This is a genomic window from Pseudomonas sp. A0308 (assembly GCF_044218815.1).
Lineage (GTDB): Bacteria > Pseudomonadota > Gammaproteobacteria > Pseudomonadales > Pseudomonadaceae > Aquipseudomonas > Aquipseudomonas iridis.
On record NZ_CP162581.1, the window covers coordinates 398,329 to 410,425 of the forward strand.

Annotated in this window: 14 protein-coding genes; 10 read left to right on the forward strand and 4 right to left on the reverse strand. The window is 58.5% G+C overall.

All coding sequences use genetic code 11. The features are described 5' to 3' along the window. Window position 1: 1 nt before the first annotated feature. The gene (locus tag AB4P92_RS01850; RefSeq protein WP_200614542.1) at window positions 2-1,039 is read right to left on the reverse strand and encodes a dienelactone hydrolase; all 1,038 of its coding nucleotides are present in this window, start codon (window positions 1,037-1,039) and stop codon (window positions 2-4) included. Between the two features lie 237 nt (window positions 1,040-1,276). Further along, a complete protein-coding gene (locus AB4P92_RS01855; RefSeq protein WP_047301015.1) occupies window positions 1,277-1,888 on the reverse strand; it encodes an FMN-dependent NADH-azoreductase in 612 nt (203 codons plus the stop codon). Between the two features lie 128 nt (window positions 1,889-2,016). Here AB4P92_RS01855 and AB4P92_RS01860 point away from each other — a divergent pair, with 128 nt between their 5' ends. Next, complete coding sequence (locus AB4P92_RS01860) at window positions 2,017-2,925, forward strand: LysR substrate-binding domain-containing protein (protein WP_047301013.1); 909 nt, start codon at window positions 2,017-2,019, stop codon at window positions 2,923-2,925. Then, a complete protein-coding gene (locus AB4P92_RS01865) occupies window positions 2,922-3,281 on the forward strand; it encodes an MmcQ/YjbR family DNA-binding protein (RefSeq protein WP_042559061.1) in 360 nt (119 codons plus the stop codon). Before AB4P92_RS01860 ends, AB4P92_RS01865 begins: the two co-directional genes overlap by 4 nt. Window positions 3,282-3,420: 139 nt before the next feature. On the opposite strand, the gene AB4P92_RS01870 is transcribed toward AB4P92_RS01865, so the two are convergent. After that, window positions 3,421-3,849, reverse strand: a complete 429-nt coding sequence (locus tag AB4P92_RS01870; protein WP_047301011.1) for a DUF1294 domain-containing protein — start codon at window positions 3,847-3,849, stop codon at window positions 3,421-3,423. Beyond that, window positions 3,846-4,676: an undecaprenyl-diphosphate phosphatase gene (locus tag AB4P92_RS01875; protein ID WP_042559059.1), complete on the reverse strand. Its 831-nt coding sequence runs from the start codon at window positions 4,674-4,676 to the stop codon at window positions 3,846-3,848. Before AB4P92_RS01875 ends, AB4P92_RS01870 begins: the two co-directional genes overlap by 4 nt. Window positions 4,677-4,979: 303 nt before the next feature. Between AB4P92_RS01875 and AB4P92_RS01880 the strand changes: the two genes are divergently transcribed. The 8 genes from AB4P92_RS01880 to AB4P92_RS01915 all read left to right on the forward strand — a co-directional run bounded on the left by AB4P92_RS01880 (window position 4,980) and on the right by AB4P92_RS01915 (window position 12,071). Further along, window positions 4,980-6,614 carry a methyl-accepting chemotaxis protein gene (locus AB4P92_RS01880; protein WP_395598743.1) on the forward strand — a complete coding sequence of 545 codons (1,635 nt, stop codon included), beginning with the start codon at window positions 4,980-4,982 and terminating at the stop codon, window positions 6,612-6,614. Window positions 6,615-7,017: 403 nt separating this feature from the next. Beyond that, window positions 7,018-7,581 carry a nicotinamide riboside transporter PnuC gene (gene pnuC, locus AB4P92_RS01885; protein ID WP_150603107.1) on the forward strand — a complete coding sequence of 188 codons (564 nt, stop codon included), beginning with the start codon at window positions 7,018-7,020 and terminating at the stop codon, window positions 7,579-7,581. Continuing rightward, window positions 7,578-8,102: an AAA family ATPase gene (locus AB4P92_RS01890; protein ID WP_395599647.1), complete on the forward strand. Its 525-nt coding sequence runs from the start codon at window positions 7,578-7,580 to the stop codon at window positions 8,100-8,102. Before pnuC ends, AB4P92_RS01890 begins: the two co-directional genes overlap by 4 nt. A gap of 347 nt (window positions 8,103-8,449) precedes the next feature. Then, entirely contained in the window at window positions 8,450-8,899 is a 450-nt protein-coding gene (locus AB4P92_RS01895; protein ID WP_395598744.1) for a hypothetical protein, read from the forward strand. Window position 8,900: 1 nt separating this feature from the next. Beyond that, window positions 8,901-9,473: a hypothetical protein gene (locus AB4P92_RS01900; RefSeq protein ID WP_042559054.1), complete on the forward strand. Its 573-nt coding sequence runs from the start codon at window positions 8,901-8,903 to the stop codon at window positions 9,471-9,473. Between the two features lie 71 nt (window positions 9,474-9,544). Continuing rightward, on the forward strand, window positions 9,545-10,537 hold the full coding sequence (locus tag AB4P92_RS01905; RefSeq protein WP_395598745.1) for a heme utilization protein: 993 nt from the start codon (window positions 9,545-9,547) through the stop codon (window positions 10,535-10,537). Window positions 10,538-10,600: 63 nt separating this feature from the next. Next, window positions 10,601-11,281, forward strand: coding sequence for a C39 family peptidase (locus AB4P92_RS01910; RefSeq protein WP_042559052.1), 681 nt, complete (start codon window positions 10,601-10,603; stop codon window positions 11,279-11,281). Between the two features lie 43 nt (window positions 11,282-11,324). Continuing rightward, entirely contained in the window at window positions 11,325-12,071 is a 747-nt protein-coding gene (locus AB4P92_RS01915; protein WP_042559051.1) for a hypothetical protein, read from the forward strand. Window positions 12,072-12,097: the final 26 nt, after the last annotated feature.

Consider the following 12,097-nt stretch of genomic DNA (forward strand, 5'->3'; position numbering starts at 1 on the left):
GTTACTGATCCGCAGTCTGCATACCCGCCCGTGTAGGCCGGCCCAGGGCATGGGCGAAGAATCGGCCGGCCTCGGAAATCAGATTGCGATGGATGTCTTTGCGATCAACCCCATCTGCATCCGTGCACAACGCCGGCATGGCAATGATCTGCTCTTCGTTGCACGGCGCCATGAACACAAAGTGCCCTGCCCCGGCCAGCAATTTGAAGTCCGGGGCAGTCGGCAGTTTGCGCGCCAGTGCGGCAGCGTTTTTATCGAAAGCCACCAGCTTGTCGCCATCACCGCTGTACAGCAGCACGGGCACATGCACGTCAGCCAGCGTATGTCGGCCGAATTTCAGGCTGAGCGGCGCCATCAGCAACAAGGCATGCACGCGTGGGTCGGCCACCGGTTGCAAGTCATCACGGTCAACAATGAGCTCGCCTTGGGTGTTGCAGGCATCGCGGTCGTCCGGGCGTTCCTGGCAATAGCGGCGCAGGCGATCCAGATCCGGTTGCGCCCCCGAGAGAATCAACGCTGTCTCGCCCCCGGCCGAATAGCCGATCACGCCAACCTGTTCAGCATTGACGAACGGCGCCAGCATGGGGTCGCCAAGGGTCGCAGTAATCGCTTCGGAAATCTGGATCGGCCGCCCATAAAGATTGCTCAGGGTGCCGAGTCGGCTGTGATCCCTGGAATTGTCGCCGGGGTGAATCACCGCCACCACGACGAACCCCTTGCGCGCCAGTGACGTGGCAAGATCGTGCAGGGCCAGCGGCGTGCCGGTGTTGCCATGAGACAGCATCAGCATCGGGAATCGGCCAATGGCGACCTTGGTGTCTTCGCCGGCTTCGACCGAATACCCCTCGAGCAGGCTCAGGTGTTCGCGGTCGCTGGAGGGATAGAACGCGATGGCGCGCATCGGTTGCAAGTCGAGCGGATCGAGGAACGTCATCTCGTGGTAACCAACGCTCCAGACAGGATGGCGCCCGGGCGCCGCCTGCACCGTAATCAGGCTGCCGAGCAGGCAAATCAGTAACGTTGCACAAAGACGTATCACCGGACGCCCCACCCTGTTGTGACTCAATCGAAAGATCCGTTGCAGTGTGAGACCAGAAACCCGTAGATTCGGTGCACAGGTCACAACATTGGACTCAGACGCTGATCGTTTGACTGCATAACCCGGGCCAGATTATGTAACAGCCAGAAACAAAAAACTCCGTATTTGGCCCTTGCGGAACCAGAATACAGAGTTTTTTGGGGGCTGCCTGAACATCAGCTGTTTCTTACGCAAGCCTTAAGCGGCGGCGAACAGTTGCTCGCTGATCTTCGCTTGCGCGGCGGTCATGGCGTTGTTGCGCACTTCGTCACCGTACGCCAAGCCTTCGGCACGGACGATTTCGATGTCGGTGATGCCAAGGAAACCCAATACCAGCTTCAGATATTCTTCGTGGGCGATACCGCTGGCCTGACCGGCGTGAATGCCGCCAGAGGTGGAAACGATCACTACTTTCTTGCCGCCGCACAGGCCTTCGGGGCCGGCTTCGGTGTAGCGAAAGGTTTGACCGGCAACGGCAACACGGTCGATCCACGCCTTGAGTTGGGTCGGTACGGTGAAGTTGTACATCGGTGCAGCGATCACTACAGCGTCAGCAGCGATGAACTCGGCCAGCGTCGAAGCGCTGAGGTCGGCTTCGTGTTGCTGTGCAGCGTTGCGCAGTTCAGCGGTGGTGCCGGCGGCAACCAGCGTGGTCGACGAGAAATGGCTGATGGCGTCAGCGGCCAGGTCGCGGTAAGTCACCACAGCGCTTGGCTCAGCGGCTTGCCAGGCTTTGACGACTTCGCTGCTCAACAGACGGGAAGCCGAGTTGTCGCCCAGAATGCTCGAATCGATATGCAGCAGTTTCATGTGGAATCCCCTGGAATGAATCGCCGGTGGCGACGGAATGGAGACAATCCTACGCAACAAACCAATAGCTGATTAGCCGCCAGCAATGCGATAGTTCGTCCCACTGATAGAACAGTTGGATATCAACCATGCAAGATCTCAACGATCTCTACTATTTCGCCAAAGTCGTCGAGGCTGGCGGTTTTGCGGCGGCCGGCCGTTTGCTGGGGATTCCCAAGTCACGACTGTCGCGGCGCATCGCCGAACTGGAAGAGCGTCTCGGTGCGCGTTTACTGCAGCGCACCACACGCCAACTCAACCTCACTGCGGTCGGCGAGCGTTATTTGCGTCACTGTCAGGCGATGCTGCTTGAAGCGGAAATGGCCGACGAAGCCGTCGCCAGCATGTCCAGCGAACCGCGGGGACGTTTGCGGGTGTCCTGCCCCACCGGCCTGGCGCATGAAATGCTGCCGTGGGTGATCAGCGACTTCCTCGGCAAATTCCCTCAGGTGCAACTTGAAGTGGTGCTCCTCAATCGTCGGGTCGATCTGGTCGCCGAAGGATTTGATGTTGCCCTGCGCGTGCGCGAGTTGGGCGATGAAGACCCGTTACTGGTCACGCGCCGTCTGCGTCAGGCGCAAATGGTGGTCGTGGCCAGCCCGACATTCATGCAAGGCCAGTCGATCAGCCACCCGCAAGACCTGAAGAACTTGCCGGTGCTCGGGGCGCTTGAGGCCGATCGGCTGGTGCATGTGCGTTTGCTCGATCAACAGGGCACCAGTTTCGAGCTGAGCATGGAAGCACGGCTGGGCATCGACGATTTTGTCGTGCGCAAGGCTTGTGTCCTGGCCGGCCAGGGCTTCACGTTACTGCCCATGATGTATTGCGAGGCCGAGCTGGAAAGCGGCGCGCTGGTGCAGTTGCTGCCAGAATGGTCGCTGCCCGGCGGTTGGCTGCAAGCGGTGTACCCGCATCGACGCGGGGTCATGCCGGCGGTGCGTGCGTGGATTGATCACCTGGTCGAGTCGTTCAATGCCTGTGGGGAGCGGTTGTTATGAGCAAGGGAAAAATGAGCGAAGCGGACGTCGCCGCGTTTTGTCTGGCATTGCCCGGCGCGCGCGAGGACTACAAGTGGGGTGGCGTGCGCGTATTTTCGATTGCCGGCAACAAGATGTTTGCCTTGCAAGGGCTGCGTGGGGATTCGCTGGCGTTCAAGGTCGACAAGGATCTGTTTTTAGGCCATTGCGACCGCCCCGGGATTCATCCGGCTCCTTATCTGGCAAGGGCACAGTGGATCATCATGCATCCGCCCTACCCGCTGGGCACCGAGGAATTGCAAGGGTTGCTGCAACGGTCGCATCAGTTGGTGGTGAGCAAGTTGCCGAAGAAAACCCGGATCGGATTGCTGCTTTAACACCTCGCTATGGCGGCATTGTTGCTTAACACTTCACCCCTGTAGGAGCTGCCGAAGGCTGCGATCTTTTGATCTTGGCTTTTAATTCAAGATCAAAAGATCGCAGCCTTCGGCAGCTCCTACAAGGGTTTGCGTGGGTTCAGATGAGGGATAACAGGTTCGAGCCGAGGAACAACTGGTCGATCCAGAACACCTGATGCAACACAACGATCACCCAGAACAGTACCTGAAAAGACACCTTGCGCGTCTTGTGTCGGAACACCTGTTGGGCAATCAACGCACCCGGCCAGCCGCCAGCCAGTTCCAGCGCATGGAGGATGTTTTCCGGCGTACGCCACGCATCGTTGCGAGCCTTGCGCTTGTCCGCCCAGTACATGAAAAACGCCAACACGCTGACAATCCCATACGCCGCCAGCGGCACCAGAGAAATGCCGCTCAGCCACATCGACAGCGAGCCTGCCAACGGCAATGCGCAGACGATCAACAGGACGACCAGCTTCAGTTTCAGGTTCTGAATACCGCCACCGGACGGCCGACCTTCAGGGCGGCGCGCGCGCGAATCACTCATGCCTTGGCCGCCGACCAGTCCACCCAGCCGAACTGCCACGTCGCCAGAATCACCAGCCCGAACACAATCCGATACCAGGCGAATGCCGCGTAGCTATGGCTGCCGATGAACTTGAGCAGACCGCGCACCGCGATCATCGCGAAGATAAACGCGGTGACGAAACCGATGGCAAACACCGGGAAATCCGCCGGCACAAACAGATCGCGATACTTGTAGCCCGAGTACACCGCGGCACCGACCATGGTCGGCATGGCGAGGAAGAACGAGAACTCGGTGGCTGTCTTGCGCGACAGGCCGAACAGCAGGCCGCCAATGATCGTCGAGCCGGAACGCGAAGTGCCGGGAATCATTGCCAGACATTGGGCGAAGCCGATTTTAAGGGCGTCGCTCCAGCGAATCTCATCGACCGTTTCAGCATGCACTTCGTGCTGACGCTTTTCCGCCCACAGCATGATCACACCGCCCACCACCAACGCCGCCGCAACAGTGATCGGGTTGAACAGGTATTCGTGGATCAGGTCGGCAAAAATCACCCCCAACACCACGGCTGGCAAGAACGCGATCAGCAGATTAGCCGTGAAGCGCCGCGCACTTGGCTGGGTCGGCAAGCCAATGACCACGTCGATAATCTTGCGGCGAAATTCCCAGACCACGGCGAGAATCGCGCCGAGCTGAATAATGATGTTGAACGCCATTGCCCGTTCGCCGCCGAAGTTGAGCAGGTCGGCAACAATGATCTGGTGTCCGGTACTGGAAATGGGCAAAAACTCCGTCAGCCCTTCTACAACTCCTAGTATCAATGCCTGCAAGGCGGTCCAAAGATCCATCAATCCCCCAAAGAGCGATGCACGCGGGCATGCCCCGATAGTATTTTTTACGTTCACTGCGATCAGCGTAGCTGGTTAATGCTGGACCGATTCCGCGCGCACAGGATCCCTACGAACGGGTCAAAATTCCGTGAAATATCAACTTCGATTCAGGTTTTCACGCGCGGGGCCGAAATCCTAACAGACAAGCCTTAATAGCGCTGCCGCGTTATACGACTTGGGTCGCGTAGGCCCGCTCGCGAAATCGTGATCGGATGCTGGCGGTCGTTAATTACAAGAAAAAGAATCCGGAGTGACAGCGTTATGAACAGCTTGCGCAGTGTGTCGATCAGCCGACGCTTGTGGCTCATCTTGATTGTGGCGGTGGTCATGTTGCTGACCTTGGGCGTGTTGATGCTCAAGCAGATCCACGACGACCTGTATCACGCCAAAGCCCAGAAAACCCAACACGTGGTGCAGACCGCCAGCGGCCTGCTGACCTATTACCACGACCTGGAAACCGCCGGCACGCTGACTAAAGAGGCCGCGCAGAAACAGGCCCTCACTGCCATCCGTGGGCTGCGTTATGACCAGAGCGATTACTTCTGGATCAACGACCTCACCCCTGTGATGGTCATGCACCCGACCAATCCCAAACTCGAAGGCCAGAATCTTTCGGCCATCCGCGATCCGGACGGTTTTGCGGTGTTCAACGAGATGGTCGCGATTGCCCGGTCCAAAGGCGCCGGCATGGTCGACTACCGCTGGCCGAAACCGGGCGCGAGTGAGCCGGTGGCCAAGACCTCCTACGTCAAGCTGTTCGAACCGTGGGGCTGGGTGCTCGGTTCCGGCGTGTACGTAGACGATGTGCAGGCCGAATTCCAGGGCCAGGTGATCAAGGCGACGGTGATTGGCCTGGCGATTGCCGTGATCATGGCTCTGCTGGTGATCCTGATCGCGCGCAGCATCGTGCGTCCCTTGCAGGAAACCGTGAACGCCATGGCCAACATCGCCAGCGGCGAAAGTGACCTGACCCGCAGCCTCGATACCCACGGCAAGGACGAAGTGACCGAACTGGCTCACCACTTCAATGCGTTTACCGCCAAATTGCGCCGGGTGATCGGTGAGTTGCAGGTGTCGGCCAGTGCGCTCGGTCAATCGTCCAGCGAACTGGGCAACGATGCCTCGCAAGCCCAGCAACGTAGCCAGCAGCAATCGCAACAAATGGAGCTGGTGGCCACCGCGATCAACGAGGTGACTTACGGCGTCCAGGACGTGGCGAAAAACGCCGAGCATGCGGCCACCGAAATGCGTGATGCCGAGGCGCAGGCGCAACAGGGCCAGATCAATATCGACGGCAGCCTGCAACAGATCGACAAGCTCTCGGGCACCATTGACCAAGCGGTCGAGGTGATTCGCACCTTGGCCACCGAAAGTACCCAGATCGGCAGCGTGCTGGAGGTGATTCGCTCGATTGCCGAGCAAACCAACCTGCTTGCCCTCAACGCAGCGATCGAAGCGGCACGGGCCGGTGAACAGGGTCGTGGATTCGCCGTGGTGGCGGATGAAGTGCGTTTGCTGGCGCAGCGTACGCAGAAGTCGACAGCGGAAATCCAGTCGATGATCGAACGCCTGCAAAATCATTCCGAGGCGGCGGTGAAGGTCATCGGTGACAGCAGCAAGGCGTCGCAACTGACCATTGAACAGGCTGGGCTCGCGGGCGCGAGCCTGAATGCCATCGGCCAGGCGTTGCGCAACCTCAGTGGCCTGAACGCGTCGATTGCCAGCGCCACACTGCAACAGGCGCATGTGGTCGAGGACATCAACCAGAACGTTACCCAGGCGGCGGGGCTTTCTCACAGCACGGCCATGGCGGCGGAACAGTCGAGTGCGGCGAGCGTAAGACTTGGGCAGTTGAGCGAACAACTCAACGGCCTGCTGCGCCAGTTCCGCGTTTAGTACATAACCTGTGGGAGCGCGCTTGCTCGCGATAGCGGCTTGTCGGTTGGGAGATGTCGCCTGCCCCACCGCTATCGCTGGCAAGCCAGCTCCCACAGGTTTTTGTGCAGTGCCATTTTCTGTGAGCACAACATAAATCCCTGTGTGAGCTGGCAGACTTTGGCGGCGTGCTCATAGGCTGAGCACTGCATAAGCTGGCAGGCTTTAGCGGTGTGCCACAAAGCCTGAGTGCCACATAAATCCCTGTGGGAGCTGGCTTGCCAGCGATGGGGGCGCAACATTCAGCATCAGTGTTGAGTGGGCCGACACACTCGCCAGCAAGCTCACTCCTACAGGGTCCTTCAGTGTTCTGGCGAATACAGTACAATCCGCCACCTCTTTCAACTCCCCTCAAGGAACCCACATGTCCGGGCTTGAACTGTTTGCCGCCGCTCTCGGTGTCATCGCCGTGTGGCTGACGGTCAAACAGAATCCGTGGTGCTGGCCGATCGGGCTGGTCATGGTGCTGCTCTATAGCTGGATCTTCTTTGAAGTGAAGCTGTATTCGGACATGTTGCTGCAAGTGATCTACGCCGCCCTGCAAGTTTATGGCTGGTGGCAATGGACCCGCGCCGGGACGATGCATGACGGGCGTCAGGTCACGCGCCTGGATGCTCGTTCGATAGCCCTTGGCTTGGGTGTCGGCGCTGTCGGCAGTGTATTGCTGGGTGCGGCCATGGCGCACTGGACTGACGCAGCGCAACCGTGGCTCGACGCGGCGCTCACCGGTTTCAGCCTGGTTGCTCAGTTATGGATGGCGCAGAAACGCCTGCAATGCTGGGCACTGTGGTTCGTGCTGGATGTGATTTTTGTCGGCCTGTTCCTTTATAAGGGGCTTTACCTCACCGCGGGCCTGTACGCGCTGTTCACCGTGATTGCCATTCAGGGCTTTCGTGAATGGCGCGCCGACCCGGCACTGCGCACATGAAGGTCGTGGTGCTGACCGGCCCGGAATCCACCGGCAAGAGCTGGCTGGCGGCAGGCCTTGAGCAACAGTTTGGCGGTTTGCGGGTGGACGAGTACGTGCGTTGGTTTATCGAGCAGAATCCGCGTGACACCTGCCTGGCCGACATCCCCGAGATCGCCCGCGGACAACTGCAATGGGAAGATCAGGCGCGGGCGCAACAACCTGCCCTGCTGATTCTCGACACCCACTTGTTGAGCAATATTCTCTGGAGCCAGACCCTGTTTGGCGCGTGCCCGGACTGGCTGGAAGGCGAGTTGCTGGCGCGCCATTACGACTTGCACCTGCTCCTTTCGCCGGAGCGGATTGACTGGACCGATGACGGTCAGCGCTGCCAGCCGGATCTGGATCAGCGCCTCACTTTCTTCCAGGCCACGCGCGATTGGCTGCAACAGCATCGGCAACCGTGCCAGATCATTCAGGGCGACTGGGCCGAGCGAAAGGCCCAGGCCTTCGCGGCCGTTGCGCGCCTGTTGGCCGACTGACGGGGCGCCAGGCTCACTGTTTCACCCTGTTTTGGGGGAAGACTGTCCATTCCTGAAACACTCGCCCGAGTGCAGAGGGGCCGTTTCAACGCTATTCATCGCTTTGTCATGGCACTTGTTACGCCACTGATACACATCCCCGCAAACCCTTGTTCCAGAGCTTTGTTTAGCCAATTGACAGGCTGGCGAGACTGCGTGTGTTTCAACGCTGAAACACACTGTGCATCGACTCTGCGCGTTTTACTGATAACTCATTGGAAAATAACAACAATTCAAAAGCGGCACAGCTTTCGCTATCACCTTCATAACGCTGACAAGGGCAGCCCACTGAAGAAGGAATTGCAGCCGTGGGGAATATCCAAAAAAGCATGACCTGCCTTCTGCTGATCGGATCAGCGGCTAGCGCGTTTATCAGTTTCAACGTTCAGGCCGAAGGCAATGGTGTGATCGTCCTAGATCGCGATGTTCAGCCTATCCCTATCGGTCGCAATGGCGGCAAAGACCCCTACCCGACGACAGTCAATGCCAACCCCTCCGCTCGAATCAACCAGAGCCTGAGCAGCACTGAACTCAGTGACGGTGACTTCGCCGGGGTCGCCAGTGGTTCTTCGATACGCGGCAACATGAACACGCCTGCTTCGAACCTGCCGGGGATGAACACGCTGACCAACACCAACGGCTTGCCGGGCATGAGGACTGGCACCGGCGGCGGTGCCGGCGGCTCGATCTCCAATACCGTCAACCGTGCCATGAGCACTGGCCTGGCCCCCTTGACCCGCATGGCCGGAGGCCAATGAGATGAATCGCACTCTCCTTCTCCTCGCCGTGCTCGGTTGCACCAGCGCCATGGCTGACCCGAATTCAGTCAACAGCGCAAACATTCAGGATTCAGGCATGCAATACCGCGGCAATTTCAACGTCAACCAGGCCGCCGGTGACCAGATGCAACAAGCCAATACCAAGGCGATCGCCATCGGTACCGAATCTCAGGCCAGCACCCGCGTCATTCAGAGGATCGACACACCTGCCGATCGCTCGATGAACGCCACCGCCAACATCGGCGGCAACTCTTTCAGTAATGGCAACGGAATTCTGGGTGTCAACCAGGGCGCCGGGGCCAACAACCAAATGGCCAATGTGACGCGTGTCAGCATCAGTGCTGCCCCGCAGAGCATTGACGATAGCGCCCTTTCGCAACAGAACGTGGCGTTGTTACCGAGCTCAGGAGCAACTGGTACCTCAATCGGCAGTCGCCAGGTCACGACAAGTGATCAGGCCTTCACCGGCAGCCGCGGGGTAATCCAGGTGAACCAGAGTGCCGGGGTGGGGAACCGTATGGCTAACACCCTGAGCATCCGGGTCGCAGACTGACCCAAATAAAAAGCAGTGCAATTAGAAAGTACCAACACTTAACCAACTAATAAGCACGATGGAGAAACACCATGAAACCTACAATGGCTCTCAAACCACTGGTTTTCGCACTTGCAGCAGTGATGGCAATCGCAGCACAGGCAGGCGGTCGTGATGACGATCATGGTAATGGGCACGGCAACGGGCATGGTAATAACCAGCCTAAAGGCCCAACCCTGGAACAACTGCTGCAAATCACCGCAGGCGCCGGCGCCGCTGTGCTTGACGTGCAAGACAGCGACGGCAACGTGGTGAAAAACCAGGGCACTCTGAACAACGCTAATGCCAGTGATTCGCTCAACGGTTCCAACGGCAACATGGGCGCCAACGTTGCAGGCGGCGACGGCAACCAGCAGGACAACGCTGCTGCACTGGCCACCGCTGACGAAAGCTTCATCTTCGGCAACGCTGTTGCTGCCTCGAGTGCTACTCAAGTCAACAACAACAACTATGTGAAAAACTCGTCCACCTTCAACAACGCCAATCTCAACAACGCAGGCAACAATGGTTCCGGCAACATCGGTATCAACGTCACTGCCGGCAACTTCAACCAGCAGAAAAACAACCTGGCGATCGCCGTATCCGGTGGCCGCGTAGCTCAGGCTGCTGCTTCTGCCAACCAGTCTTCCACTGGCCTGGTTGTAGAAAACAAAGGCGTGCAGGCCTACAAAACCGACACCCTCACCGGCACCTATGCCGCTGCCGGCGTGTTCAAGGCAAAAGGCACTGCAACCATCGAAGACGATAATGATCACGGCGGTTGGGGCAATCGTGGCGGCGGCCACGGCGGCAACGATGACCAGAAAGCCAAGTTCGAAGCCGTGGGTACCTTTGGCCTCGCTGGCGTAACCACTCAGCAAGTCATGACCAAAGACGGCTGGAAAGCGCCAGTGGTCAACAATGCCAACATGACCAACTCGATGAACAACTTCTCCGGCAACGGCGGAGCCAACGTCTCGGCGGGTGTGGGCAACCAACAAAGCAACTCGCTGTCCATCGCCGCAGGCTGCAGAGCCTGCATGTAATCGCGATCGAAACGAAAGCCCCGGAAACGGGGCTTTTCCTCAGTCCGCAAAGGCGTATCGATCATGCGTAAAACGGCTCTTTTCGCTTTGCTTTGCCTGTGTGGCCTGACTCAGGCTGCGCAGATGCCTGTGGCTGCCCTGCCGGGCGGCGTACTGGTCTACAAGGACGTGCAAAGCATTCGTGAGCGCAAGTTTGCCGACATCGTCGAACAGAAAACCGATTTCAGTTGCGGCGCTGCCGCACTGGCAACGGTGTTACGCCAGGCTTATTGGCTCGACGTCGATGAGGATCACATCATCAAAGGCATGCTGGTCAATGCAGACCAGGACCTTGTTCGTACTCAAGGTTTCTCCATGCTCGACATGAAGCGTTACGTGGAAAGCATCGGCATGCGTGCCAGAGGCTACCGGATACCGCCCGAGAAGCTCGAAGCGGTGACGATTCCGGTGGTGGTACTGATAGATATTCGCGGCTACAAGCATTTCGTTGTGTTGCAGCGTGCAGACAAGGAGTGGGTTTATATCGGAGACCCTGTCCTGGGACATAAGCGCTACAAACACGATGACTTTGTCAAAGGTTGGAACGGCATTGTCTTCGCCATCGTCGGCCCCGGGTACGACAAGGCCAACGCCTTGCGCAGTCCACCGGTACCGTTGACGGCCAAGAACCAGCTGGATGGCTTCAACCCTGTCAAAGATGCTGAATTGATGGATTTCGGGTTCATACAGAGCGACTTCTTTTAATCGCCGATTATAGAAATGGGACTGGATGTCCCGGGAGCAGCAAATGAAAACCTCATACTGGCTGGCCGCCGCCTGCCTGGCGGCGAGTGCTTCAGGCTATGCCAATGCAGGATTCACACCTATCGAAATCAAGGACCATGAGCTCGCCGAGCTGCGTGGTCGTTATGTCATGCCGGGGCGAATTATCAGCTTCGGCATTGTCATGAGCAGTACCTGGCGCAACGCCAGCGGTGACTTGATCGGGGCCGCGACCTCGATGCAGATTCAGGCCGCGACGGTCAAACCGGAATTCTACGTCTCGACCATCAAAGAGACCGGCAACGGCAGCGTCCCTGTGCTGGGTACGGGCACCGTTATCGGTGGCGCGGGACTCAACAGCAGCCAGGGCGTGACGCAAAGCGTACGTGCTGCCGGCGACAGCAATACCGCCAACAACAATGTTGCAATCAACGTCAAAGAAGCCAGTCAGGCACCTGCATTGGCACCTTCCCAAGGCCAGGCGCTGGTCGCCGGACAAACCATCAATGGCAGCAACGCTGCGGGCAGTGTCGCGGTTTCGGCCACTGGCGGCGGCGTTCAAATGGCAATTCAAGCCAGCGGCAATCAGGGGACTGCACTGCAACAGGTCGCCCAGGGCGGTTTGCTGCAGAACACTCGATTGCTGGGCAGCGCCAACGTGGTCAACAACCTGACTCAACTCAACGTCGTACTCAACAATAACGGCAGAAGCGCCGGTGCACTGGACTGCAACCTGACCCAACTCGGTGCCCTACGCAGTATTGGATATTGAACTACGCTGATTCTCGATCATTGGGC